A 24,105-nucleotide genomic window follows, 5' to 3' on the forward strand; every position below is an offset into this window, starting at 1 on the left:
GCGAAGCTGGGGGAGCTGGTGGGCGGGCACCCGGCGCTGGTGCGCCCTCGCGGGCAAGGGATCGTTCCTCACCCTTGCCCGCGAGGACTCCAGAACACCGCCGCGCCCCGAACAGCACTTATGACCGCGCCTCCGGCACGGCGGGTTCTCAGGAGTCGAAGCCGAGTCCCAGCCGGTCGAGCGTGCGCAGCCACAGGTTGCGCCGCCCCTGGTGGGCGTCCGCCTGGGCGATCGACCACCGGGTGAGCTGGATGACGCCCGAGCGGATCGGCTCCGGCGGGAACGGTATCGGCTTCTCGCGCACCATGCGCAGCTCGGTGCGCTCGGTCGGCTCACCCTCCAGCAGGTCCAGCATGACGTTGGCGCCGAACCGCGTCGCGCCCACGCCCATCCCGGTGTACCCGACCGCGTAGGCGAGCCGCCCCTTGTGCGCCGTGCCGAAGAACGCGCTGAAGCGGCTGCAGGTGTCGATCACCCCGCCCCAGCGGTGCGTGAACCGCACTCCGGCGAGCTGGGGGAAGGTGGTGTAGAAGTGCGCGGCCAGGGTCGCGAACGTCGCGTCCCTCTGCTCGTACTCCTGCCTGACCCTGCCCCCGTTGAAGTACACCGCGTCGTACCCGCCCCACAGGATACGGTTGTCCGTGGTGAGCCGGTAGTAGTGGAACTGGTTCCCGCCGTCGCCGACGCCCTGCCGGTTGTGCCAGCCCACCGACGCGAGCTGCTCCGGCGTGAGCGGCTCGGTCATCAGCGCGTAGTCGTACACCGGAACCAGGAAGTTGCGCAGCCGTCCGAGCAAGGGCGGGAACACCCCCGTGCCGAGCGCGACCCGGGCCGCCCGCACGCCACCGTGCGGGGTGATCAGCTCCATGGTCGTGCCGTCGTCGCGCAGCGAGCGCACCGGGCTGCGCTCGTAGATGCGGACGCCCAGCGACAGGCATGCCTCGCGCAGCCCCCACGCCAGGCGGGCCGGGTCCAGCATCGCGCAGCCGTCCCGCTCCCACTGCCCTCCGACGTAGGTCGGCGAGTCGACCTCGGCGCGGACCTGCTCGGCGTTGAGCAGGCGCATGTCCAGGCCGAGCTCGCGGGCGATGCCGGTCTCCTCCGCCATCGCGTCGAGCTGCCACGGCTCGGTGGCCACGTGCAGCTCGCCGGTGCGCTCGAACGCGCAGTCGATGCCGTACTTGGCGACCGTCCCCTCGATCTCGTCGAGGTTCTCCGCGCCCAGGCGAACGAGCGTGGAGACCTCGCGGGGCCAGCGGCTGAGGCCGTTGCCGAGCCCGTGGGTGAGGCTCGCGACGCAGAAGCCTCCGTTACGGCCGGAGGCCGCCCAGCCGACGCGCCTGCCCTCCAGCAGGACGACGTCGAGCGAGGGGTCGCGTTCCTTGGCCATCAAGGCCGCCCAGAGGCCGGAGAAGCCGCCGCCGACCACGGCCAGGTCGGCGGTCGTGCTGTCGAAGAGCCGCGGTAGCGGCTCGGGTTTGTCCGGACTGTCCAACCAGTACGGCTTACGCTCCGCGTCAGCCAGTGCTTTCAGCGGATCCACACATTTCACGTCCCAACGAACAGCGTCGTTTTTCCCTGGGCCGGGAACGCCGTGTTCCCGGTGCCAGGCGGGTGTTTCCCGTCTCTAGGTGCGGCGGCGCGAGGTCAGGGTGTTGATGACCGCGATGACCACGCCCACCGCGAAGATGAGGGTGCCAAGGATATTGACCTGCGGGGGCACGCCGATGCGGACCGCGCCGTAGATCCACAGGGGGAAGGTGATCGTCGCCCCGCTGGTGAACTGCGTGATGACGAAGTCGTCGATCGACAGGGCGAAGGCGAGCAGCGCGCCGGAGACCACGCCCGGCAGGATCATCGGGAACGTGACCCGCCAGAACGTGATCCAGGCGGAGGCGCCGAGGTCGCGCGCGGCCTCCTCCACCGACCCGTCCAGGCCGACCACGCGCGCCCGCACGGTCACCGCGACGAACGACACCGAGAACAGCACGTGCGCCAGCACGATCGTCGCGTACCCCGTCTGCACGCCGAGGCTGATGAACAGCGACAGCAGCGAGGCGCCCATGACCAGTTCGGGCGAGGAGATCGCGGCGAACATCACCAGGTTGGTCGGCCCCTGCCCGCGGAAGCGGTAGCGGCCGAGGGCGATGCCCATCAACGTGCCGAGCACGGTGGTGATGAGCGTGGCCAGCAGCGCGATGCTGATCGAGTTCGTGACGGCGGTTGTCAGGTCGGGGTAGTCCCCGAGCCGGCCCCACCACTTGAAGGTGAACCCCTGCCAGCTCACGTTCGACTTGCTCTTGGTGTCGTTGAAGCCGAACGCGATCATCACCGCGATGGGCGCGAACAGCCAGAGCAGGACGAGCCACGTGTAGCCGTACAGCAGCCGGTCGCCCCACCGGGCGCGCGGGCGCCTCGGCACGCCCACGTGCGCCTGCCGTGCCTCGGCGGGCAGGGCCGGGCTGAGTGAACCGCTCATCGCGCCGCCGCCTCCAAGACGTTCTCGGTGCCGAGGGCCTTGGCGTAGGCGAAGATGCCGATGAGCATCGCCGCCATGAGGATGAACGACAGCGCCGCGCCAGCCGGATAGTCGTTGTTCACGAGGTACTCCGTCTGGATGATGTTACCGATCATCGTATTCGCCGGGCCGCCCAGGATCGAGGCGTTCACGTAGTCCGCCGTCATCGGGACGAATGTCATCAGGACGCCCGCGAACACCCCGGGCAGCGACAGCGGCAGCACGATCCTGAGGAACGAGTCGCGGCGCGTCGCGTACAGGTCCTGGGCCGCCTCGACGACCCGCGGGTCCACGCGCTCCAGCGCCACGTAGATCGGCAGCACCATGAACGGCAGGTAGTTGTACGTCAGCCCGCCGATCACCGCCACCGTCGTCTGCAGCACGTGGAAGTCCGCGGGCAGCAGCCCGGCGTCCTTCAGCGGCTGAAGCAGGATGCCGTCGTCGGCGAGCAGGAACTTCCACGACACCGTCCGCAGCACGAACGAGACGAAGAACGGCAGCAGCACCAGCAGCAGGTACGTCGACTTGCGCGCGCCCGCCTTGAAGGCGATCCAGTAGGCCACCGGGTAGGCGAGCAGGATGGTGAGCACCGTCCCCGCCAGCCCGTACCCGGCCGAGCGCAGGAACTGCGTCTTGTACTCGCCGAGCGCGTCGCCGAAGTTCGCCAGGTGGAAGGTCTGGACGAAGCCGTTGACGACGTCGCCCTCCTGGGTGGAGACCGACGCCATGAAGACCAGCGGCACCACCAGGAAGCACAGCAGCCAGAGCCCGCCCGGGAGGATCAGCAGGTACGGCGCGATCTTCTGTCTCATGGCGTCAGCCCTGCGTGATCGGCTGGAAAATCCCCTCGAAGGCCTTCTCCTCGGCCGTGGTCAGGGACTTGTAGGAGCGCAGCCTGGCCATGTCGGACTCGGCGGGGAAGATCAACGGGCTGGTGGCGGCCATCTCCAGGGCCTTCTTGTCGTCCCCGCTCGCCTTGGCGGCGTCGGCCTTGATGATCTCCTGCGCCGAGGGCACGGGGGTGATGTAGGTGATGTACTCGGCCAGGTGCGCGGCGATCTCGGGCTTGTAGACGTAGTCCATCATCGCCAGCGCGTCGACCGGGTTCTGCGCGGTCTTGGGGATGCACATGTTGTCGGTCCAGATCGTCGCGCCCTCCTTGGGGACGACGAACTTGAGGTCCTGACCCTCGGCGTTCTGCTGGTAGATGTCGCCGGACCAGGCCATACACATCCAGATGTCCCCGCGGACCAGCGCGTCCACGTAGTCGTTCTCGTAGTACTTGCGGACGAGACCGGCGTCGCGCTGCTGCTGGAGCTTCTGCCCGGCCTTCTCCCAGTCGGCCTGCACGGACTTGTCCGGGTCGATGCCCAGCGCGAACAACGCGAAGTTCGCGATCTCCTGGGTGTCGATCATCATGCCGACCTTGCCCTTGTACTTGGGGTTCCACAGCTCCTCGATGCTGGTGATGTCCCCGTCGACGTACTTCGGGTTGTACGCGATGCCCGTCAGGCCCGACTGCCAGGGCACGGTGTAGGTGTTGCCCGGGTCGTAGGACGGGTTCTTGTACTTGGCCCCCACGTTGGCGTTGAACGTCGGCAGCTTGGAGTGGTCGAGCGGGACCAGGTAGCCGAGCGCCATGGCCCGGCCGAGGTGGATGCCGTTCGTGATCACCATCATGTCGAAGCCGATGTCCTGCCCGGCGGCGAGCTGCGGCTGGATCTTGCCGAACCAGGTGGAGTTGTCCTGGATGGCCTCCTGGTAGGTCACCTGGATGCCGGTGTCCTTGGTGAACGCCTCCAGGGTCGGGTAGGAGTTCCCCTTCTTCTCCATGTACAGCGGCCAGTTGGCCCACCGCAGGACGCCGTTCTTCTTCTTGTCCGCCCAGTACCCGGCGGCGGCGCTCGCTTTCGGAGGCTCGACCTTCTTCCCCTGGACTCCGCACGCGGCCAGGCCCAGCGCGGCGGCGGACAGCCCTCCGAGGCGCAGCGCGTCACGGCGGGTGAGGGAGGATCGGGTGCGGCTCTGCGTCAGGCCGCGCAGGAACGCGAGATCACGTGGAGGGCTGGTCATGAGGTGGTTCGACTTCCAATCGCGTACGAGTGCTGCGGCTGCCATGACAACCAGACGGATTCACCGCGCTCCGCCGTGATGCTGCTGTCCCGGGCGTTCTGCTCGAACACCGTGAATTCTGCACCGCTCGAAAGGTTGACGGCGTAGCTGTTGTAGGTGCCGAGATAGACCACCTCGGACACGACGCCGCGCACCGCGCTGACGTCCGCGGCCGGCTCCTCGCGGGAGATCCGGATCTTCTCCGGGCGGACGGTGACCTCCACCTGGCCGCCCTCGCGGGTCTGGCCGCCGACCGGCACCAGCACGCGCTCACCCTCGGCGACGCGGATCACGGCAGTGCCTCCGCTGACGTGGTCGGCCGTGCCGCTGAGCAGGTTGGACGTCCCGATGAAACCGGCGACGAACGTGGTCGCCGGGCGCTCGTAGATCTCCCTCGGCCCCGCGAGCTGCTCGACCAGGCCGTCGTTCATGACGGCGATACGGTCGCTCATGGTGAGCGCCTCGTTCTGGTCGTGGGTCACGTACACGAAGGTGATGCCGACCTCGCGCTGGATGCGCTTGAGCTCCATCTGCATGGCCTGGCGCAGCTTGAGGTCGAGGGCGCCGAGCGGCTCGTCCAGCAGCAGGGCCCGGGGGTTGTTCACCAGGGCGCGGGCGAGCGCCACGCGCTGCTGCTGGCCGCCCGACATCTGCCGGGGCCGGCGGTTCTCGCGGCCGGTGAGGTCGACGATCTCCAGCATCTCGCCGACCCGCCGCTTGATCTCCTGCTCGGGGACGCGCTTGCGCCGGAGCCCGAAGGCGACGTTCTCCCACACGTTCATGTGCGGGAACAGCGCGTAGGACTGGAACACCATGTTCACGTCGCGCTTGTTGGGCGGCACGTTGGTGACGTCCTGCCCGTGCAGGCGTACGGTCCCCCGGGACGGGTCCTCGAACCCGGCGATCATCCGCATGGTGGTGGTCTTGCCGCAGCCCGACGGTCCGAGCATGGAGAAGAACTCTCCCTCGGCGATCGACAGGCTCACGCCCTTGACCGCCTGCACGACCTCACCGTGCGCGTGGTACTCCTTGACGACTCCGTCGAGTTCGATGGCGGGCACCGGGGAGATGTCGGAGGCGGCCGGAGCGGCCGCCTCCTTGCCCGCCTGGATATCGGTCATTCCAGGCTATCCCTCATCTGAAATCTGAATCCGTGCACCGATACGGCGCGCGGGGCAGGTGGTCATTCACCGATGTAGTGCATGACGTGCTTCACGCGGCTGTAGTCGTGCAGGCTGAAGACCGACAGGTCCTTGCCGTAGCCCGAGTGCTTGAAGCCGCCGTGGGGCATCTCCGAGACGAACGGGATGTGGGTGTTCACCCAGACCACGCCGAAGTCCAGCCGCCGGGACAGGCGCATCGCCCGCCCGTGGTCGGACGTCCACACCGACGCCGACAGGCCGTACTTCACGTCGTTGGCCTTGGCGAGCGCGTCGGCCTCGTCGCTGAACGTCTGGATCGTGATGACCGGGCCGAACACCTCGGTCTGCACCATCTCGTCGTCCTGCCGCAGGCCGTCCACGACGGTCGGCTCGAACAGGTAACCCTTCTCCCCGATGCGCCTGCCCCCGGTGAGGACCTTCGCGTGGCCGGGGACGCGCTCCAGGAACCCCTCGACGCGGGCGAGGTGGGCGGCGTTGTTGAGCGGGCCGTAGTACGCGTCCTCGTCGCCGTAGAGGCCGGTCTTGGTGGCCGCGGCCGCCTCGGCCAGGGCCGCCGCGAACGGCTCGTGGATGCTCTCGTGGACCAGCACGCGGCAGGCCGCCGTGCAGTCCTGGCCGGCGTTGTAGAGGCCCGCGCCCGCGATGGCCTCGGCCACGGCGGCGACGTCCTTGACGTCCTCGAAGACGACGACGGGCGCCTTGCCGCCGAGCTCCAGGTGCACGCGCTTCACGTCGTCGGCCGCGGACCGCGCGACCTGCACGCCCGCGCCCACCGAGCCCGTGATCGCGACCATCGACGCGGACGGGTGGCCCACGACCAGGGCGCCGGTCTCGCGGTCCCCGGCGACGACGTTGAAAACGCCCGCGGGGAGGACCTCGCCGACGATCTCGGCCATCTTCAGGGTCGAGACCGGCGTGGTGTCGGACGGCTTGAGCACCACCGTGTTGCCCGCGGCGAGCGCCGGGGCGATCTTCCATACCGCCATCATCAGCGGGTAGTTCCACGGGGTGACCTGCCCGATCACGCCGATCGGCTCGTGGCGGATCACCGAGGTGTGGTCGGCCAGGAACTCGGCCGAGCTCGGGCCCTCCAGGGTGCGCACGGCGCCCGCGAAGAAGCGGAAGTGGTCGGCGGCGGGCGGGATCTCGTCCTCGGCCATGCGCGCCCGCGGCTTGCCGGTGTTGAGGCACTCCGCCTCGACGAGCTCCTCGGCCCGTGCTTCTATGGCGTCGGCGATCTTCAACAAGTACCCGGCACGCTCACCCGGCGTCGTCTGCCCCCACGACTCGAACGCGGCGACCGCCGCGGCGTAGGCTGCGTCAACGTCCTCCTGACCGGAGACCGGCGCCTGAAGGTAGGCCTCCCCCGTGCTCGGATCGATCACATCGGAAAACCGACCGCTCTTGGCATCCACGAGCTCGCCATTGATGAAGTTCTGGAGACGGGTGGTCAAAGCTCGACCTCCTCGTGAGTGGGCTGAGTTGTCGCGACTCTGACAGAGGTCGGACGCCACGACAAGGGATTTCGTCGCGAATATATCAAATTGCTACGAAATCGCTTGACAGGGCGCGGTGAGCTGACAACATGTCGCACCAGGACGGCAACATCATCGGAACGGCCACGTAATCAGCTTGCTGTAGCCGTCCGGTCGCAGGGAGGACGCACGGAGATGACCACGCCGCCGAAAGCGCGACGGGACAACAACCACAACGACGCCAGGCCGGGGCCCGTGGTTCTGGACGATATCTCCAAGCGCATCATCGAGGAACTCCAGGAGGACGGGCGCAAGCCCTACGCCGCCATCGGCAAGGCCGTCGGACTGTCGGAGGCCGCCGTGCGCCAGCGCGTCCAGCGGCTCCTCGACGCCGGGGTGATGCAGATCGTCGCCGTGACCGACCCGCTCACCCTCGGCTTCCCCCGCCAGGCGATGATCGGCATCAAGTGCGAGGGCGACCTGGAGACGGTGGCCGACAACCTGTCGTCCATCGACGAGATCGACTACGTCGTGCTCACCGCGGGATCGCTGGACATCATGGTCGAGGTCGTCTGCGAGGGCGACTCCCACCTGCTGGAGATCCTCGGCAAGATCCGCGCCATCCCCACCGTCCGTGCCACCGAGACGTTCGTCTACCTCAAGCTCCGCAAGCAGTCCTACTCCTGGGGCACCCGCTGACCTCCTTCCTCCAAGCGCCTCGCGGTGGCCCGGGTCACCCCGCTGACCTGCCCTGACGCCTTCGCCGGCCAGGCTACCCGGCCCGCGAGACGGCTCGGACGCGCGGCGGCCCGGGACGCCCGGCCGGCCTCAGACGCGCTGCGCCCGCTCTGCCGTCAGGACGTCGCGGCGGTCCAGGATGTCGGCCACCTCGGCGAGGAAGGCGTCCACCTGGGGCACCGCGTACCCTGCCCTGAACAGGACCGTCGCGAACCTGGCCGCCCTGACCTGGTCCCCCGTGAGCGGAAGATCGGTCGTGCCGCGCAGGGTGGCCACCACGCGGTCCAGGAAGATGTCGACCTGGCCCTCGTGGTATCCCGCTCCGAAGCGTCCCCGGCGGAAGAGCATCCGCTCGACCTTCGCCGCCTGGGCCTCCAGCCAGGCCGCGGCGAGCGCCTCGTCGGCCGACGGCGCCTCCTCGGCCGACTGGCCGACGTGGAGGCTCCGCACGGCCTCCGGCTCCGGAGGGCCGTACCCGGCGCGCGCCGGGGTCCAGGGCACCCGCTCGTTGCGTCCCAGGGGATCCCAGGCGCCCGCCACGGGCGCGACGACGTCCTGCGGGTGGAGCGGCCTGCCCTCGGCGGCGGCGATCCGCCGGCCTCCTCCCTCTGAGCGCACCGCGGGCATCCCGGGCAGCGTCGGGGCCTCCTCCTCTTCTTCGTCCGGTTCGTCCGTCAGCCCCGCGCTCGTCCCGCCGTAGGCGAGTTCGGACGCGGGCACCGGCGCGGCGTGGAACGTCTGCCCTCCCGGGTACCGGCGAGGCTCCGGGATGCCGGGCAACCTGGCCAGGCCGCCATCGCCGGGCCCTGCCGTCGCCGCCGTCGTCATGGCGGTCCCGGCGGCCCCGGCGGTCATCGCGGGACGAAAGGGCAAGGTCTCCACGGCCACCACGAAGGCGTCCAGCGCGTAGTCGACCGCCATCTCGTTGTAGCCGCCGCGTTTGGCGCCGAAGCCCGCCATGCGGATCTCGTCCGCCGTCACCGGAGGGCCCTCCAGCGCGCCCCGGCCCAGGGTCGCCTCGATCCGCCGGATGAGAGCATCGACCTGCCCGGGGTCGTATCCGGTGCGTAACGCAAGTACACGTGGAAAGCGGTTCAAACCGCGTCCTCCCGGTTCACAGCCCCCGCATACGTATCCTCTTTACCATTCTTATTGGATGACTTAAGGAAATCCAGGCAGTCAGCCCTAGGGGAGTAAGCTTCCTGATCTATGCGGCTCGCGAACCTCTCATTCCGCTACGCCCGCCGCGCCCCCTGGGTGCTCCACGACGTGCGTCTCGACCTGCCGCCCGGCACGGTCGCCGAAGTCACCGGCCGCAACGGCGCCGGCAAATCGACCCTCCTGAGACTCCTCGCCGGCACGACGCGCCCGACCCGGGGCACGATCGCCGACCGCCCGCCGATCGTCGGATACGCGCCCGAGATCTTTCCCGTGGGCCAGCCGTTCACGGTCGCCGCCTACCTCGCCCACATGGCCGCCGTCCGGGGCGTGTCCACGTCCGCCGTCGCGCCGTGGGCCGAGCGCCTCGGCATGACATCCCTGCTGGACATTCCGCTCGGCGACCTCTCCAAGGGGAGCGCGCACAAGGTGGGGCTCGCGCAGGCCCTCCTCGCGCCGCCCGGCCTGCTGGTCATGGACGAGCCCTTCTCCGGCCTGGACGCGCAGACCCGCGCCGAACTGCCCAGGATCATCGAGGAGGTCGCCGCCGCCGGGGGCATCGTCGTCGTCAGCGATCACCAGAGCGGCCTGGCGGACCACCCCGGCCTCACCCGCCTCGCCGTCGAGAACAACACCGTCCGCCTCATCGCGCCCACCGACCGCGCCCTGACCGATATTTCCGATATATCAGGCAAAGCCGTGATCGAGGTCCTGGTGGAAGCGGACGAGGCGGACACGGTGGCCCAGAAACTGCGCGCCGACGGCTACGACGCCCACATCCGAGGAGTGCCAGGATGAAGCCGACCTTGATGCTCGCGCGGTTCAAGACCGCCGCGTACCTGCGCTCCCACCGGATCGTCCAGCCGTTCGTGGGACTGCTGGCCATCCTGATCATCCTGTACTCGACGCGCGTCCTGGCCGGCCACGAGCTCTCCTCGTACGGCGACTCCGCCGCCCTGCTGGTCCCGGTCTTCGCCTGGGCGGCGCGGGGCCTGCTCGATACCGAGCCGGACGTCCAGCGCCTCCTCTCGGTGACGGCCTCCGGACGTCCCGGCCGCGAGGTGACGGCCGGCCTGCTCGCCTCGGCCGCGGTGAACGCCGTCCTCGCCTGCCTGGCCGTCCTCGCCCCCCTCGGCATCGGCTTCGCCGTCACGCCGGGCGGGGCGGTGGTGGCCGGCGGGCTGGCCCTGCACGTCCTCTCCCTGCTCACCGGCACCGCCCTGGGCGCGCTGTCCAGCCGCCCGATCCTGCGCGACCAGGCGACGTCCACGCTCGTCATGCTCGGCGCCTACGTCGCGATGCTCCTGATCAGCCTGGCCCCCGTCACGTGGCTGACCGTCCCGCTGATCAGCTGGATGCGCGACGCCGGGCGACCGGCCTTCCTGACCTCCGCCCTCCCCGGCCTCGCCGCCATCACCCTCGCGTGGTGCACGCTGGCCTTCCTCACGTACACCTACCTACGCCGCACCCGCCCGTAGCCCTTCCTTCCGAGACCGCCTCCTCGCCGGGACGTCCCGTCGCGAGGGGGCGGCGCCGTTTCGGCTTGGTCATCTCGAAATGCGAGACATACTCGCTCGTATCGTGGACACCAGCGTAGGCTGGCAGCGGTTCGGATCCCAGAGGAGTTGATCGGCATGTCCGCCGTCTACACGCACGGTCACCACGAGTCGGTGCTGCGCTCGCACACCTGGCGCACGGCCGCCAACTCGGCCGCGTACCTGCTGCCGCACCTGCGGTCCGGAATGTCCCTGCTCGACGTCGGGTGCGGGCCGGGGACGATCACGGCCGATCTGGCGGAGGTGGTGGCTCCGGGGCAGGTCACGGGGATCGACACCGCCGAAGGAGTCCTGGCGCAGGCCAGGGACGTCGCGGCGGGGCGTGGGCTGCGGAACGTCGTCTACGAGGCCGGGGACGTGTACCGGCTGGAGTACCCGGAGGGGTCGTTCGACATCGTCCACGCCCACCAGGTGTTGCAGCACGTCGCCGACCCGGTCGGCGCGCTGGTCGCGATGCGGCGCGTCTGCAGGCCCGGCGGCATCGTCGCCGCGCGCGACTCCGACTACGCCACCTTCACCTGGTATCCGCAGGTGCCCGCCCTGGACGAGTGGCAGGACCTGTACCACCGGGTGGCGCGCGCCAACGGGGGCGAGCCCGACGCGGGCCGTCGCCTGCTGTCCTGGGCTCGCCAGGCCGGGTTCAGCGACATCACCGCCTCCGGCGCGGTGTGGTGTTTCGCCACCCCGGCCGACCGCGCGTGGTGGAGCGGCCTGTGGGCCGAGCGCATCACGTCCTCGGCCATGGCCGAGCAGATCGTCTCGTACGGCTTCGCCACCCGCCCCGATCTGGAGCGCATCGCGGACGGCTGGCGCGCGTGGGGAGCGTCCGACGACGGCTGGTTCACCGTCCTGCACGGAGAAATCATCTGCCGAGCCTGACGGACCACACGGCCCCCGACCCTCAGCCGGGGCCGCCGGCTGTCACCAATGCAATGACTCGTACAGCTGATCCGCTCACCTGGAGGCGTTAAGGACCTGCTCGAGGCCGCGGCGCGCGAGGGCATCGGCGCGTTCGTTCTCGGGGTGGCCCGCGTGGCCCTTGACCCAGAGCCACTCGACGGTGTGCCGAGCGGCCGCCACGTCGAGGCGTTGCCAGAGGTCCATATTCTTGACCGGCTGCCTGCCGGCCGTCTGCCAACCGTTGCGCTTCCAGCCGTGTAGCCACTGGGTGATGCCATTGCGGACATATGTGCTGTCGGTGTGCAGGCGGACGGTAACCGGCCGGGTGAGGATCTCCAGGGCCATGATGGCGGCCATGAGTTCCATGCGGTTGTTGGTCGTACCGACCTCACCGCCGTAGATCTCCTTCTCTGTGTGGCGGTAGCGCAACACCGCCCCCCAGCCGCCTGGGCCCGGGTTACCCCTACACGCGCCGTCGGTGTATATGTCCACGACCCGACCGGCCACCTGCTCCTGGCCCTCCACAGCCGGCACGTCCTCCTACTCCATCGGTCTCGCGGTCAGCGCCTGTCATGCCATTATGCGGCCTGAACATGAGTCAAGGGCCGCCTCACACTGCCCCTTGCCGCTCGAGAAGAAATCGCGTTCGAGTATCCGGACGACCCTATAGACATTCATCTCAATCAGTGACCAACAACTCGCATCTGCGGCACGTCGACCAAAAGGGTAATACGACTATACGACCACAGTTCATCCGCAAAGCCGCAAATGGTGAACAATTATATGGATACACAAATCTAGGCACACGGCAAAGCAGGCTCAAATTATGTTTTCTCTGCCGAGCCAGTCGACCGTGCAATAACTTTGGGAGCCGAACGCCCTCTCCCCAGGCAGGAGGCCTCCATGGACAGCCCCGACGGGCGTGTGCTGATCATTGTGATCGTCGCGACGATTCTGTTCGTCGTGGGTCGTAATTTCCAGCGGACCGTGGACACCTGGGCGGGCTGGGGCAAAGCCATCCAAACCGCCAAAGAGGCCGCGGACAAAATCCCCGGAGCGAAATCCTCGGCCTGGGCGGCGGTGCGGCGCATGATTTTCATCGGCGCGGTGACGCTGGCCCTTCTGGCCCTGATCGTCAACGCCTTCAGATACATCTGAGGCCGGCACCTCCGCGATCGGATGTGCCGGCCAGGCTAGGACTCCGGGGTGGCGGCGGCGAGCTGGCCGCAGGCGCCGTCGATCTCGCGGCCGCGCGTGTCACGGACGGTGACGGCGACGCCGTGGGACTCCAGGCGACGGACGAACGCGCGCTCGTCCTCGGGCCGCGAGGCGGTCCACTTCGAGCCCGGGGTCGGGTTGAGCGGGATCAGGTTGACGTGGACGAGCTTGCCCTTGAGCAGGCGGCCCAGCAGGTCGGCCCGCCACTCGTGGTCGTTGATGTCCTTGATCAGGGCGTATTCGATGGAGACGCGGCGCTTGGTGATGGCCGCGTAGTTCCAGGCCGCGTCCAGGACCTCGGCGACCTTCCAGCGGGTGTTGACCGGCACCAGCGTGTCGCGCAGCTCGTCGTCGGGGGCGTGCAGGGAGACGGCGAGCGTCACGGGCAGCCCTTCGTTCGCGAGCTTCTCGATCGCCGGGACGAGCCCGACCGTCGAGACCGTGACCCCCCGGGCGGAGATGCCGAGCCCCTCGGGGGCGGGTTCGGTGATGCGCCGGACGGCGCCGATGACCGCCTTGTAGTTGGCGAGCGGCTCCCCCATGCCCATGAAGACGATGTTGCTCACCCGCCCCGGACCTCCGGGCACCTCATCGCGGGCCAGCGCGCGGGCGCCCGCGACGACCTGCTCGACGATCTCGGCGGTCGACATGTTCCGGGTCAGCCCGGCCTGTCCCGTGGCGCAGAAGGGGCAGTTCATGCCGCATCCTGCCTGGGAGGACACGCATATGGTCACCCGGTCGGGATAGCGCATCAGGACCGACTCGACCAGGGCGCCGTCGAAGAGCTTCCACAGGGTCTTCCGGGTCGTGCCGCCGTCGCAGGTGATCTCTCTGACCGAGGTGAGCAGGCCGGGCATCAGGCTCGTCACGAGGCGGTCGCGGGACGCGGCGGGGAGGTCGGTCATGTGCGCCGGGTCGGTGGTGAGCCGCTCGAAGTAGTGCCGCGAGAGCTGCTCGGCGCGGAACGGCTTCTCCCCCAGCTCGGCGACGGCCGTACGCCGCTCGGCCATCGTCAGGTCAGCGAGGTGGCGGGATGGTTTCGCACGCCGGGGGGCGACAAAGGTTAGCTCGGCGGACATGTCCTTCTCTTAACAGTTTGCCGGAAGCTGCACTACACAGCCCCTTGTTGTGATCTATTGCGATCCACGGCCGAACGGGAGACGTACACCGGAAAGGCGGATAGGCGTTGGGCACCACCGATGTCGTCCTCACCGACACCAGCCCTTATGGCAGTCGCATGGTGACCGTCGAGTACGAGGGGGCGTCCTCGGTAGCTTACCTGCGCGGCGCCGACGGCGGGATCCACGGCGCCGTGTGGCTCGCCAACCATGGACAGGCGCCACCCTTCGTCGACATGGACCAGATCGGCCGGGGCCACGCTCCCGTCATGCCCGTGGCCAACACGCGCCTCCCGGAGGGCACAGCGCCGTTCACGGCCGCCGAACTGGAGGTGCTCTGGTTCGAGGAGGGCGACGGGGCGGCCCTGTTTCGCAACGGCGATCTCCTGGCGGTCATTCCCGGCTGGGCGGACCTGGAGCGCGGAATGCCCGGATACGCCAGGGACGCGGTCGGCGAGTCCCCGTTCGCGTGGTCCCTGGACGAGGCCCTGGAGGGGCTGGCGCCGCGGATCGCCAAGGCCCGTTCGTACTGGGAATGGCGGCACGGCGACGGCGCGTGGCAGTCGTTCCAGCAGTTCGTCATGAGCCACCTGGACACGCGGGTCGGCCCGCCGGCGCGGTACTGGGACATCGGCGGGGACCGGCTCCCCACCGTGGGCATCACCGAGCGCCCGCAGAACGGCTACACGGTGCTGTCGACGGTCGGGATGAGCTGCCAGCGCATGCCGACCGTGGAGCAGTACATCGACCGGCCCGACGCCTACGCCCGCATCGAACTGGCCATCGCCACCCGGGGAGAGCCCGCGGAGGCGGCTCAGGTGTTCCTGTGGCTGGCGCGGTACCCGTGGCACTCGATCACCTGGCTCGGGCATGGCCACACCGCCCGCTGGTACGGCGCCCCGGCGACCTTCCCGCTCGGCCGCGGCTACGAGGGCGTGCTGATGCTGGACACCATCCCCGGGCTGCCCGATCTGTCGGGGTTCACGTTCGGGGGCGACGAGGTGCGCTGGCTCTGGCTGATCCCGCTGACCGACCACGAACTGCGGATCGCCGCCGAACGCGGGCACGAGGCCCTGTCGCTGTCGTTGCCCGGGCGGATCCTCTGAAGCCCTCTCAGCCCGGCAGGAAGGCCGCCAGGAGCAGCCAGATCGGGACGAGCGTCGCGAGCAGGGAGTCCAGGCGGTCCATCAGGCCGCCGTGCCCGGGGAGCAGGCTGCCCATGTCCTTGATGCCGAGATCGCGCTTGATGACCGACTCGACCAGGTCGCCGAGGGTGGCGCACACGGCCGCAACGACACCGATGATCGCGCCCTGCCAGTACTGGCCGTCGAGCAGGAACCGCATCAAAAGCGACCCGCAGATCACACAGGCGAGGATGGACCCCGCGAAACCCTCCCAGGTCTTCTTCGGGCTGATGATCGACATCTTGTGCCTGCCGAACAGGATGCCCGCGAAGTAGCCGCCGATGTCGCTGGACACCGTGACGGCGATGAAGAGCACCACGCGGTCGGCACCGTCCGGCTTGGCCAGCATCAGCGGCACGAACCCGGCGATCAGGGAGGGGTACACCGAGGTAAGGACGCTTCCCGCGGCGTCCCTGACGTAGCCGTCCACGCCCTTGAACATCCGCTCGCAGAGCATGATCAGCACGGTGATCGTGAACGCGCCCAGCAACCAGATCGGGCCGCCCCAGTACGCCCCGGCGAGCATCGCGGCCAGGCCCGTCAACTGGAGCTTCAGCGGCACCTGGATGTCCCGCACGCCGAACGCGCGGATCATCTCCACCACGCCGATGCCGACGGCCGCGCCGATCACCAGGAGGAAAAGGGCCTTCTGCGTGTAGAGGGTGCCGAGGACGGCGGCCCCCAGCGCTAGGCCCACGCCGATCGCAGCCGGGAGGTTGCGGCCCGTACGAATGCCGTTCGGCTTTCCGGCCGCCGGGACCGGGCCGTGGTCCCCAGGGTCGCCCACTCCATCGTCGTGGGCGGTGCCGTTGGCCTGCGCCCGCACGAGCCCCGCCGGGCCGGAAGCCCCGATGTCGCCGCCTCCCGCGGAGGAGGTGTCGGCGCCCCCCTCAGGGCCTTCCACACGGCCGCCTGGAGCCGCGGGCGGACGCGCCCCGGACCGCCGACCTGGTGCCGGCCCGGTACCGTCCGCCGTCGTACCTTCCACAGTTTCCCACCCTCGTACCGCCGGCCACGCTCGACGGCCCACTACGCCTGGCCCGCCGCGACGGCGGGGAGGGAGCGCGATGGGCCCGGCGCGGCGAGGCGCCCCACCCGCGGCAGGCACCGGAGTGGCAGCGCCCCTACCTGACCGTGGCTGATGCGCGCTCAGACCTCGAGCAGCTCGGCTTCCTTGTGCTTGAGAAGCTCGTCGATCTTGGCGACGTGCTTGTGCGTGAGGTCGTCGAGCTCCTTCTCGGCGCGGCGGACCTCGTCCTCGCCCGCCTCGCCGTCCTTGACCATCTTGTCGAGGGTCTCCTTGGCGTGGCGGCGGATGTTGCGCACCGAGACCCTGCTGCTCTCGGCCTTGTTCCGCGCGACCTTGATGTACTCGCGGCGGCGCTCCTCCGACAGCTCGGGGAACACCACGCGGATCACCGCGCCGTCGTTGCCGGGGTTCACCCCGAGGTCGCTGTCACGGATGGCCTTCTCGATGGCGCCCATCGAGCCCTTGTCGTAGGGCTGGATGATGACCATGCGGGCTTCGGGGACGTGGAACGAGGCCAGTTGCTGCACCGGCGTCGGAGACCCGTAGTAGTCAACATTGATCTTGTTGAACATCGACGGGCTGACCCGGCCGGTGCGGATCGCCGCGAAGTCCTCCTTGGCGACCGCGACCGCCTTGTCCATCTTCTCCTCGGCTTCGAAGAGGGTTTCGTCGATCACAGCGGCTCCCTATTTCCCTGCCGGACTCACCAGCGTGCCGATCTTTTCACCGCGGACCGCCCGCAGGATGTTGCCCTCGCCCATGAGGTCGAAGACCACGATGGGCAGGCCGTTGTCCATGCACAGGCTGATCGCCGTGGCATCCATCACCCCGAGGCCCCGCGTGAGGACCTCGCTGTACTCGAGCTGGTCGAAGCGGACGGCGTCGGGGTTCTTTCGGGGATCGGAATCGTAGACCCCGTCGACCTGGGTGCCCTTGAGCAGCGCCTCGGCACCGATCTCCAGCGCGCGCTGGGCGGCGCAGGTGTCGGTGGAGAAGAACGGCGAGCCGAGGCCCGCACCGAAGATCACCACACGCCCCTTCTCCAGGTGGCGGATCGCCCGCCGGGGCAGGAAGGGCTCGGCGACCTGCTGCATCGTGATCGCGGTCTGGACGCGGGTCTCGATGCCCCGCTTCTCCAGAAAGTCCTGCAGGGCGAGACAGTTGATGACCGTGCCCAGCATGCCCATGTAGTCGGCGCGGGCGCGTTCCATGCCGCGCTCGGACAGCGCGGCGCCGCGGAACATGTTGCCGCCGCCGACGACGACGGCGACCTGGACGCCCTCGCGCACCGCCTCGGCGACCGAGTCGGCGAGCTTGGCGACCACCACGGGGTCGATTCCGAGCGGCTCGGCGCCCGCGAACGCCTCACCGGACAGTTTCAGCATGACGCGCTTCCAGCGAAGCGGCCAGTTGTACGACTTGAACGACGAAGCCGCCGACGTAGCGGGTCGTTGGTTCTCCTGCACGGCGGCGGCCTCCTCGTTGACGGTTCTCAGCTGGTCAGCTTCCTTTGGGCTAAGCCTATGCCTGACCGACCTTGTAGCGGGCGAAGGCCAGGACCTTCACACCCGCCTCAGACGCGTACTTGCCGATCGTCTTCTTGGGGTCCTTGACGAACGACTGCTCGACCAGCGTGAAGTCCTTGTACCAGCCGTTGATGCGGCCGTCGACGATCTTGGCGATCGCGGCCTCCGGCTTGCCTTCCTCGCGGGTCATCTGCTCGAAGACCGTGCGCTCCTTCTCGACCACGTCGGCCGGGACGGCGTTCGGGCTGAGGTACTTCGGAGCCATCGCCGCGGTGTGCTGGGCGATGTCCTTGGCGACGTCGGCGTTCGAGCCGTCGAGCTGGATCAGCACGCCCACGGCCGGGGGAAGCTGCGGGTCGGTCTTGTGCATGTAGGACACGATGTAGCCGCCGTCCAGCACCGTGAACCGGCGGATCTCGATCTTCTCGCCCAGGGCCGCGTTGGCCTCGTCGAGGTGCTCCTTGACGCTCTTGCCGTCGATCTCGGAGTCGAGCAGCGCCGGCACGTCGGACGGCCGGGCGGCGAGGATGTGGCCGACGACGAGGGCGGCCAACTCCTGGAAGCGCTCGCCCTTGGCGACGAAGTCCGTCTCGCAGTTCAGCTCAAGGAGGGCGGCGAGGGAGTCGCCCTCGTGCTTGACGGCGATCAGGCCGTTGGAGGCGGTGCGCGTCTCGCGCTTGCCGACGTCCTTGGCGCCCTTGACGCGAAGGAAGTCGACGGCCTTGTCGAAGTCGCCGTCCGACTCCTCCAGGGCCTTCTTACAGTCCATCATTCCGGCGGCGGTGAGCTCACGAAGCCGCTTGACGTCGGCCATGTTCACGGAAGCCATTGTCTTTTCCTCGTCGAGATGTCGTCGTGGATCGGGTGGGTGCGCCGCGTCAGGCACACCCACCCGGAAGGAGCCTTGCCGGCCGGGCGGACGATTCCCGCACGACCTGAGGCGAGACTCAGCCCTGCTGGTCGGTGCCCTCGGCGGGCGCGGCGGCCTCGGCGGCGGCCTCCTGCACCGGAGCCTCGGCGGCGGCCTCCTGCGCCGGAGCCTCGGGGGCCTCGGCGGCGGCCTCCTGCGCCGGAGCCTCGGCGGCGGGCGCGGCGTCCTGAGCGGTGGCTTCCTCGTCCGAGCGCGCGAGCAGCTCGCGCTCCCACTCGGCCAGCGGCTCGGCGGCGGCACCGGACGGCTTGTCGTCACCGCGCGTCGCACCGGCACGGGCCATCAGGCCGTCGGCGACCGCGTCGGCGATCACGCGGGTGAGCAGGCTGACGGCGCGGATCGCGTCGTCGTTGCCCGGGATCGGGTAGTCGACCTCGTCGGGGTCGCAGTTGGTGTCGAGGATCGCGACGACCGGGATGCTCAGCTTGCGGGCCTCGCTGATCCCGATGTGCTCCTTCTTGGTGTCGACGACCCACACCGCGCTGGGGACGCGGGACATGTCGCGGATGCCGCCGAGGGTGCGCTCGAGCTTGTCCTTCTCGCGGCGGCGCATCAGGAGCTCCTTCTTGGTGAGCCCGGAGCCTGCCACGTTGTCGAAGTCGAGCTCCTCGAGCTCCTTCAGACGCTGAAGCCTCTTGTGGACGGTGGAGAAGTTGGTGAGCATGCCACCCAGCCAGCGCTGGTTGACGTACGGCATGCCGACCCGCGCGGCCTGCTCGGCGATGGCCTCCTGGGCCTGCTTCTTGGTGCCGATGAACAGGATGGTGCCGCCGTGGGCGACCGTCTCCTTGACGAAGTCGTAGGCGCGGTCGATGTAGGACAGCGACTTCTGCAGGTCGATGATGTAGATGCCGTTGCGCTCCGTGAGGATGAAGCGCTTCATCTTCGGGTTCCAGCGACGGGTCTGGTGCCCGAAGTGAACACCGCTCTCGAGCATCTGCCGCATGGTGACGACGGGGGCCATGTGTATGGTCCTCCTGGGTAGAGCGCCGTTGAAGACGCGTGTCTCGGTTGTGCGCGAAGGCCTGCGGCCTTCGCCCTGACGCCCTGAGTCGTCCTATCCGGGTCGGCGACCCGGACCGAGAGGACGATTCGCCTGTGGGCGTGCGAAGTCGGCCCGCCTGACGAGCCATCAAAAAGTGTACCCGGAACCCGACCTCCCCCCGGCCACGCGAACGCCCGCCCTCCCCCACCCGGCCACCCGCCGACACCCTCCTTGAGCTCCCTCCGCACCAAGCCCCCCTCTAAGATCACCACCCTCCGTAGCGATCATCACCCCCGGAGTGACGCCCTCACCGATCAGGCCTCAGCACGGCCGCACCTCACCGGATCCCGACCGAAGACGATCACAGCCCGCGAGAGGATTCCGTCCGGCGGTCGCTCGCTGCGGGGTGGGTCACCACCATGCGGGCGGGTGCTCACCACGGCCGGGGGGCGGCGAGGTCCAGCGTGGCCTGAGGTCGCCGATGACACCTGGCGCGCGGACATAGGTCAGCCGTCCCTGCGGGGTGTGCATCGTCTCCAGAAGGTCCGACGCGTCGGGCTCGGCGACGTCCCGGCCGTCCACGCGGCCCAGCCCGTCCAGCCATTGGGCGACGCGGGCGAGGGCCAGCTCCACATGCCACGAGCCGCCCTCGGAACGGCGGCGCTGGAGGCCGGCCAGAGCTCCGAGCGCGGCGAGCCAGCCCGTGGCGTGGTCCAGGACCTGGGCGGGCAGCGGGACGGGGCGGTCGCCGTCCCCGCCCTCGTGGGCGATTCCGGTCGCCATCTGCACCAGGCTGTCGAAGCCGCGCCGTCCTGCCCACGGGCCGCGCGTCCCGTAAGCGGATATGTCGACACATACGATGCCGGGCCTGATAGCGGCGAGGTCGTCCGGGCCGAACCCCAGCGCGGCCAGCGCCCCTGGCCGGTACGCCTGAATGAGGACGTCCGCTCCGGCGACGAGTTCCCTGAACGTGGCGGCTCCCTCGCGCGTCCGAAGGTCGATCTCACACGATCGCTTGCCGAGTGCCGTGCTCACGACCAGCCCCGGTACCTCAGGCAGATGCGCGGCGCCCACTCGGAGCACGTCGGCCCCGTAGGCGGCGAGCGCGCGGCTCGCCACAGGCCCGGCGATCACCCTCGTCAGATCGAGCACCCGAACCCCTCCGAGCGGCCCCCCACCCACCCCCGCGGGCGCGACGTCTGCCCCAGGCTCGGTATCCGCCCCGAGGCCGGTGTCTGTTCCGGGCAGACCGGGGGCGGCCCGTGAACCGTGATCGTCCATGCGTCCGATCGCCATCAGCGGCGTGTCCGCCACGGCGGCACTCTGTGGGTGGGCCTTCCACTCGGCACGGCTCCGCATCGCGGCCGCGCAACCCCCCGCCTCGGTGACCGCCTCCTCCACGTCCAGCGCCGTCCGGCCGGCGCACGCCTCGGCGACCGCCGCTTCGTCCGCGTCGAGGGGAAGTCCGAGCGCACGCAACGCGGCATCCCGGTGGTGGTCGAAATTACAGTGCAGACGGGCCCACCCGTCAGCCGTGCGGTAGTCCCCCGACAACGGCGCCCACATAGCCGCCACCTCACCGCCCACCCGGAAGTACCGCTCGTCCCGGAAGGCGATCGCCGCCTCCCGCATGTCCACGGTCACCTTCCCCGCCCGATCACGACGCCGCGCTGCGGCCACGGTCGGCCCAGGGCCGAAGGGCCTGTCACCCGGCCCCGACGCCGGGGATCCACCCATCGCGCTTGGATGAGGAGAGCCGCCCGTCATGCCTGGCTCCGCAGGCCGACCGGTCATACCTGGGCCCGCAGTTACATCACCTGGGGCCGGACGGGCGCCTGTTCCGCCTGGGTCCCGACAACTGCCTGCCACGCCTGGGCCCAGGGGCCCGTGAGCCGCCTCTGGGCCGCGAGGTCCGTCCGACGGGCCTGTGTTCGGGGATCCGTCGGCGGCGTTCGCCCCGGACGGCGAGCCGTCCGGACTTCCCCCAGATCGCCAGAACAACGAGACGGCCGCCGTCACGGCGCCGACCGTGGCGGCTGCCGCCGTCCCCACCCGGAACACGGAGGGCAGAACCGGATCCTCACCGGTCACCTCGACGGCCGGAAGATCGAGACCAACTCCCGCGCCCAGATCCCGGACGATCTCGGCGATGGCCTTTCCAACACCCCGCCCCGCCATCCCGGCGCCCTCCATGCCCCTCCCCACCTTCGCCTTCCCTGCCGCCCGGACGCTTCTGGTCATCCACAACCGGGCGCGCGTTTCGCCGCACGAGTCCGAGTCGTTCGCGTCCGTCCTCAGGACTTGTCCACAGAATCGCGTTCGACCCGTCTACGCACCGGCCCTATGCGTCAGTGTGCTCGTGTGCCTCAGGTCTCAATTCGCCTCACGGCGGTGTTCCTCGTCACGGTCACCGTTGCCGTGGCGGCCACGGCGGGCCTTCCATGCCTGGCGTCCGCCGTTCCGGCCGTGGCCGCCGTCCCTCGGCATGGTCATGAAGCCGAGGCTGTCATGGGTAGCGCATCGGTGCCGCCACCGCCCCGCCCCGTCATCGGACACCGCCCCCGAGAGGTGACAGAGCCGGATTCAGGTGCCCGTTCCCCGTCCACCCCCGCCACGCCGGGCCGTTCACCAGCCTCTCTGATCACGCCGGACGGTTCACCTCCCCCTCTGGCCGCGCCGCGCCGTTCGCCATTCCAAATGGCCTCGCCGGGCCGTTCGCCATCCAGCTCAAGCACGCCGGACCAGGGCGTTCAAGCTCGTCCGGCGCACGCCGTCGGCCCAGCGCCTTCAGAGCGGCCCCGCTGGCGGCTGCCGCTCGACGTCCCCTACCGGCGGGCCCTGCGTCGCTTCTCCCCACCGGCCCAGCCGTGGTACGCGGGTCATCGCGGGGTCGACCTCGACGCGAGGCCAGGGCAGCAGGTGAGAGCGGCCGGTGACGGCATCGTCGGGTACGCGGATCCCCTCGCGGGCCGTGGCGTCGTGATGATCATCCACGCTGAGGGCCTACGAACGACCTACCTGCCGGTTCGCGCCTCGGTCCGGCGCGGGCAGGTCGTGCGCCTCGGCGACGTCATCGGCTCGGTGGAGCCGGGCAACGGCCACTGCCCCACCTCATGCCTCCACTGGGGCCTGATCAACCGGACCCGCTACCTGGACGCTCTTCTCCTGATCGGCCTCGGCCAGGTACGCCTCCTGCCAAGGTGGTCACCCTCTCCTGGTCCCGACGCGACACCCCTGGCAGATCCGCCGCTCGGACCGCCATAACGCCGTGAGCGGCCACGACTCCAGGAGCCGCTCACCACGGCCCGGTGATGACGGGCGAGCGCGTGTAGATGTCTGCGGAGGGTGATCAGTCCGTGTAGCTGACGCTCAGTCCGTGTACTCGACGATGACGAGAGGGATTTCGCGTTCGGTTCGCGTCTGATGGTCCGCGACGCCGGGGTTGGCCGCCTGGAGGACGGCGAACAGACGCTCACGCTCCGCCCCTTGGGCAGTCGTGGCCACGCCCTGGAAGGTCTTCAGCACACCGGCGTCGGTCCTCAGCTCGATGGTCACATGGGGGTTGGCGACCAGATTGTGGTACCAAGCCGGGTGCGACGGAGCCGCCATGGCGGACGCCCAGAGGACGATACGGCCAGGGCCGTCGGTCAGGAAGCCCAGGGGCGTCGTGCGTGACCGACCGGTGCGGGCGCCGGTGGTGGTGAGCAGAACCAGCGGCACGTCCTTGAGCATGTCGTTCTTGACCTGCCCGTTCCCGGACCGGAACTCCTCGATGATCGAACGGTTGAAGGCCAGTTGGTCGTGCGGTGTCGACATCGGATGCCCCCTGAGGTCTTGATCGCTCCAGGCCCCACGCTACTCGCTCCCCGGATTTTCACTGGCAGGCGGCCGGCTGTTCACGAACCGCCGGCCACGCGTCGGCCACAGGACGTGCAGGCCCGCACGCTCGGCGTCCGTCCCGCCGCGCCTGCGACGATCAGCTTGCCGCTCTGGGGGACGAGCACCCCGTCCGCCTCGCGGTCCAGCAGCGCCGTGCGAGCCGCCCGTTCGGAGGTGTATCCGGTGACCGCGAAGGCCCCGGGCCTGGCCTTGGCGACCGCCGCCTCGACAGTATCCACGTAGGTCAAGCTCCGCCCCTCTGCCGCTGGCATTGGTGCCGATCCCCGAGCGCGCGGCCGATGATCACTCGTGCGAGCCCACGCCGGCGCCTAGGGATGGCCGAGCGGCGACCAGCGCACCGACGAGTCCGCCAACGACCGCGATGCGCATGCTCGTCCCCCTCATCCCAACCATGGCGTGAAGGTCCACGAAGATCCCTCGGCGCGCCACGCGTGCAGGTCATGGGTCAGCCCCGCACCTCACGGCCAGTCGACCACGCCCGTCGGCCTGGCGGCCGTTCTCCCACGTCAGCGCATCAGAACAACCTGTTGACGTACTGAACTACCTGCCCGCCATCGCGGTTATCCACAGCTCGGCGGGGCTCCGCCCGTCCG

Annotated in this window: 25 protein-coding genes; 7 read left to right on the forward strand and 18 right to left on the reverse strand. The window is 69.4% G+C overall.

The window, feature by feature from the left end:
• Positions 1-148: 148 nt before the first annotated feature.
• From AB0H21_RS12845 to AB0H21_RS12870, 6 genes are all read right to left on the reverse strand, one after another.
• Complete coding sequence (locus AB0H21_RS12845) at positions 149-1,543, reverse strand: FAD-dependent oxidoreductase (RefSeq protein ID WP_358515438.1); 1,395 nt, start codon at positions 1,541-1,543, stop codon at positions 149-151.
• Between the two features lie 84 nt (positions 1,544-1,627).
• A complete protein-coding gene (locus tag AB0H21_RS12850) occupies positions 1,628-2,479 on the reverse strand; it encodes an ABC transporter permease (protein ID WP_358515441.1) in 852 nt (283 codons plus the stop codon).
• Positions 2,476-3,330, reverse strand: coding sequence for an ABC transporter permease (locus AB0H21_RS12855; RefSeq protein WP_358515443.1), 855 nt, complete (start codon positions 3,328-3,330; stop codon positions 2,476-2,478). The genes AB0H21_RS12850 and AB0H21_RS12855 overlap by 4 nt, the downstream gene beginning before the upstream one ends.
• Before the next feature lie 4 nt (positions 3,331-3,334).
• Positions 3,335-4,591, reverse strand: coding sequence for a spermidine/putrescine ABC transporter substrate-binding protein (locus AB0H21_RS12860; RefSeq protein ID WP_358515446.1), 1,257 nt, complete (start codon positions 4,589-4,591; stop codon positions 3,335-3,337).
• Positions 4,588-5,751: an ABC transporter ATP-binding protein gene (locus tag AB0H21_RS12865; RefSeq protein WP_358515449.1), complete on the reverse strand. Its 1,164-nt coding sequence runs from the start codon at positions 5,749-5,751 to the stop codon at positions 4,588-4,590. Before AB0H21_RS12865 ends, AB0H21_RS12860 begins: the two co-directional genes overlap by 4 nt.
• 62 nt (positions 5,752-5,813) lie before the next feature.
• The gene (locus AB0H21_RS12870) at positions 5,814-7,247 is read right to left on the reverse strand and encodes an aminobutyraldehyde dehydrogenase (protein WP_358515452.1); all 1,434 of its coding nucleotides are present in this window, start codon (positions 7,245-7,247) and stop codon (positions 5,814-5,816) included.
• 216 nt (positions 7,248-7,463) lie between these two features.
• Here AB0H21_RS12870 and AB0H21_RS12875 point away from each other — a divergent pair, with 216 nt between their 5' ends.
• Complete coding sequence (locus AB0H21_RS12875; RefSeq protein WP_358515455.1) at positions 7,464-7,967, forward strand: Lrp/AsnC family transcriptional regulator; 504 nt, start codon at positions 7,464-7,466, stop codon at positions 7,965-7,967.
• 129 nt (positions 7,968-8,096) lie between these two features.
• Here the strand turns inward: AB0H21_RS12875 and AB0H21_RS12880 are convergent, their stop codons facing one another.
• A complete protein-coding gene (locus AB0H21_RS12880) occupies positions 8,097-9,104 on the reverse strand; it encodes a DivIVA domain-containing protein (RefSeq protein WP_358515458.1) in 1,008 nt (335 codons plus the stop codon).
• A 111-nt stretch (positions 9,105-9,215) separates the two neighbouring features.
• Here AB0H21_RS12880 and AB0H21_RS12885 point away from each other — a divergent pair, with 111 nt between their 5' ends.
• The 3 genes from AB0H21_RS12885 to AB0H21_RS12895 all read left to right on the forward strand — a co-directional run bounded on the left by AB0H21_RS12885 (position 9,216) and on the right by AB0H21_RS12895 (position 11,599).
• Positions 9,216-9,962, forward strand: a complete 747-nt coding sequence (locus AB0H21_RS12885; protein WP_358515460.1) for an ABC transporter ATP-binding protein — start codon at positions 9,216-9,218, stop codon at positions 9,960-9,962.
• Positions 9,959-10,642 (forward strand): hypothetical protein, encoded by a 684-nt coding sequence (locus AB0H21_RS12890; RefSeq protein WP_358515463.1) that lies wholly within the window; start codon positions 9,959-9,961, stop codon positions 10,640-10,642. Before AB0H21_RS12885 ends, AB0H21_RS12890 begins: the two co-directional genes overlap by 4 nt.
• Before the next feature lie 156 nt (positions 10,643-10,798).
• Positions 10,799-11,599 (forward strand): methyltransferase domain-containing protein, encoded by an 801-nt coding sequence (locus AB0H21_RS12895; protein ID WP_358515465.1) that lies wholly within the window; start codon positions 10,799-10,801, stop codon positions 11,597-11,599.
• Between the two features lie 75 nt (positions 11,600-11,674).
• On the opposite strand, the gene rnhA is transcribed toward AB0H21_RS12895, so the two are convergent.
• On the reverse strand, positions 11,675-12,154 hold the full coding sequence (rnhA, locus tag AB0H21_RS12900; protein WP_358515468.1) for a ribonuclease HI: 480 nt from the start codon (positions 12,152-12,154) through the stop codon (positions 11,675-11,677).
• 369 nt (positions 12,155-12,523) lie between these two features.
• On the opposite strand from rnhA, the gene AB0H21_RS12905 reads away from it, so the two are divergent.
• The gene (locus AB0H21_RS12905; RefSeq protein ID WP_358515471.1) at positions 12,524-12,778 is read left to right on the forward strand and encodes a hypothetical protein; all 255 of its coding nucleotides are present in this window, start codon (positions 12,524-12,526) and stop codon (positions 12,776-12,778) included.
• 35 nt (positions 12,779-12,813) lie between these two features.
• On the opposite strand, the gene rlmN is transcribed toward AB0H21_RS12905, so the two are convergent.
• Positions 12,814-13,917: a 23S rRNA (adenine(2503)-C(2))-methyltransferase RlmN gene (gene rlmN / locus AB0H21_RS12910; protein WP_358515474.1), complete on the reverse strand. Its 1,104-nt coding sequence runs from the start codon at positions 13,915-13,917 to the stop codon at positions 12,814-12,816.
• Positions 13,918-14,024: 107 nt separating this feature from the next.
• Between rlmN and AB0H21_RS12915 the strand changes: the two genes are divergently transcribed.
• Positions 14,025-15,062 (forward strand): suppressor of fused domain protein, encoded by a 1,038-nt coding sequence (locus AB0H21_RS12915; protein ID WP_358515476.1) that lies wholly within the window; start codon positions 14,025-14,027, stop codon positions 15,060-15,062.
• Positions 15,063-15,069: 7 nt separating this feature from the next.
• Here the strand turns inward: AB0H21_RS12915 and AB0H21_RS12920 are convergent, their stop codons facing one another.
• The 7 genes from AB0H21_RS12920 to AB0H21_RS12950 all read right to left on the reverse strand — a co-directional run bounded on the left by AB0H21_RS12920 (position 15,070) and on the right by AB0H21_RS12950 (position 22,606).
• The gene (locus tag AB0H21_RS12920) at positions 15,070-16,044 is read right to left on the reverse strand and encodes a phosphatidate cytidylyltransferase (protein WP_358515478.1); all 975 of its coding nucleotides are present in this window, start codon (positions 16,042-16,044) and stop codon (positions 15,070-15,072) included.
• A 245-nt stretch (positions 16,045-16,289) separates the two neighbouring features.
• Positions 16,290-16,847, reverse strand: a complete 558-nt coding sequence (gene frr, locus AB0H21_RS12925; protein WP_358515481.1) for a ribosome recycling factor — start codon at positions 16,845-16,847, stop codon at positions 16,290-16,292.
• A 9-nt stretch (positions 16,848-16,856) separates the two neighbouring features.
• Positions 16,857-17,555 (reverse strand): UMP kinase, encoded by a 699-nt coding sequence (gene pyrH, locus AB0H21_RS12930; RefSeq protein ID WP_358516535.1) that lies wholly within the window; start codon positions 17,553-17,555, stop codon positions 16,857-16,859.
• Positions 17,556-17,691: 136 nt separating this feature from the next.
• On the reverse strand, positions 17,692-18,525 hold the full coding sequence (gene tsf / locus AB0H21_RS12935) for a translation elongation factor Ts (protein WP_358515484.1): 834 nt from the start codon (positions 18,523-18,525) through the stop codon (positions 17,692-17,694).
• Positions 18,526-18,643: 118 nt separating this feature from the next.
• Entirely contained in the window at positions 18,644-19,591 is a 948-nt protein-coding gene (gene rpsB / locus AB0H21_RS12940; RefSeq protein ID WP_358515487.1) for a 30S ribosomal protein S2, read from the reverse strand.
• A gap of 432 nt (positions 19,592-20,023) precedes the next feature.
• Positions 20,024-21,244 (reverse strand): CoA transferase, encoded by a 1,221-nt coding sequence (locus AB0H21_RS12945; RefSeq protein ID WP_358516537.1) that lies wholly within the window; start codon positions 21,242-21,244, stop codon positions 20,024-20,026.
• A gap of 1,155 nt (positions 21,245-22,399) precedes the next feature.
• Entirely contained in the window at positions 22,400-22,606 is a 207-nt protein-coding gene (locus AB0H21_RS12950) for a hypothetical protein (protein WP_358516564.1), read from the reverse strand.
• Here AB0H21_RS12950 and AB0H21_RS12955 point away from each other — a divergent pair.
• The gene (locus AB0H21_RS12955) at positions 22,532-22,876 is read left to right on the forward strand and encodes a M23 family metallopeptidase (protein WP_358515490.1); all 345 of its coding nucleotides are present in this window, start codon (positions 22,532-22,534) and stop codon (positions 22,874-22,876) included. The genes AB0H21_RS12950 and AB0H21_RS12955 overlap by 75 nt on opposite strands.
• 105 nt (positions 22,877-22,981) lie before the next feature.
• Here AB0H21_RS12955 and AB0H21_RS12960 read toward each other — a convergent pair whose 3' ends face one another.
• A complete protein-coding gene (locus tag AB0H21_RS12960) occupies positions 22,982-23,428 on the reverse strand; it encodes a nitroreductase/quinone reductase family protein (RefSeq protein ID WP_358515493.1) in 447 nt (148 codons plus the stop codon).
• 80 nt (positions 23,429-23,508) lie between these two features.
• Positions 23,509-23,739: a hypothetical protein gene (locus AB0H21_RS12965; protein ID WP_358515496.1), complete on the reverse strand. Its 231-nt coding sequence runs from the start codon at positions 23,737-23,739 to the stop codon at positions 23,509-23,511.
• Positions 23,740-24,105 lie beyond the last annotated feature (366 nt).

The organism is Sphaerisporangium sp. NPDC051011 (assembly GCF_040653595.1).
Lineage (GTDB): Bacteria > Actinomycetota > Actinomycetes > Streptosporangiales > Streptosporangiaceae > Sphaerisporangium.

Excerpts from the sequence above, each read along its gene's own strand:
- rlmN (WP_358515474.1), bottom strand. The coding sequence starts at position 13,917 with ATGTCCGCCGAGCTAACCTTTGTCGCCCCCCGGCGTGCGAAACCATCC.
- AB0H21_RS12960 (WP_358515493.1), bottom strand. The coding sequence starts at position 23,428 with ATGTCGACACCGCACGACCAACTGGCCTTCAACCGTTCGATCATCGAG.
- AB0H21_RS12865 (WP_358515449.1), bottom strand. The coding sequence starts at position 5,751 with ATGACCGATATCCAGGCGGGCAAGGAGGCGGCCGCTCCGGCCGCCTCC.
- AB0H21_RS12860 (WP_358515446.1), bottom strand. The coding sequence starts at position 4,591 with ATGACCAGCCCTCCACGTGATCTCGCGTTCCTGCGCGGCCTGACGCAG.
- tsf (WP_358515484.1), bottom strand. The coding sequence starts at position 18,525 with ATGGCTTCCGTGAACATGGCCGACGTCAAGCGGCTTCGTGAGCTCACC.
- AB0H21_RS12855 (WP_358515443.1), bottom strand. The coding sequence starts at position 3,330 with ATGAGACAGAAGATCGCGCCGTACCTGCTGATCCTCCCGGGCGGGCTC.
- AB0H21_RS12945 (WP_358516537.1), bottom strand. The coding sequence starts at position 21,244 with ATGCGGGAGGCGGCGATCGCCTTCCGGGACGAGCGGTACTTCCGGGTG.
- rpsB (WP_358515487.1), bottom strand. The coding sequence starts at position 19,591 with ATGGCCCCCGTCGTCACCATGCGGCAGATGCTCGAGAGCGGTGTTCAC.
- AB0H21_RS12895 (WP_358515465.1), top strand. The coding sequence starts at position 10,799 with ATGTCCGCCGTCTACACGCACGGTCACCACGAGTCGGTGCTGCGCTCG.
- AB0H21_RS12875 (WP_358515455.1), top strand. The coding sequence starts at position 7,464 with ATGACCACGCCGCCGAAAGCGCGACGGGACAACAACCACAACGACGCC.
- pyrH (WP_358516535.1), bottom strand. The coding sequence starts at position 17,555 with ATGCTGAAACTGTCCGGTGAGGCGTTCGCGGGCGCCGAGCCGCTCGGA.
- AB0H21_RS12885 (WP_358515460.1), top strand. The coding sequence starts at position 9,216 with ATGCGGCTCGCGAACCTCTCATTCCGCTACGCCCGCCGCGCCCCCTGG.
- AB0H21_RS12890 (WP_358515463.1), top strand. The coding sequence starts at position 9,959 with ATGAAGCCGACCTTGATGCTCGCGCGGTTCAAGACCGCCGCGTACCTG.
- AB0H21_RS12905 (WP_358515471.1), top strand. The coding sequence starts at position 12,524 with ATGGACAGCCCCGACGGGCGTGTGCTGATCATTGTGATCGTCGCGACG.
- AB0H21_RS12850 (WP_358515441.1), bottom strand. The coding sequence starts at position 2,479 with ATGAGCGGTTCACTCAGCCCGGCCCTGCCCGCCGAGGCACGGCAGGCG.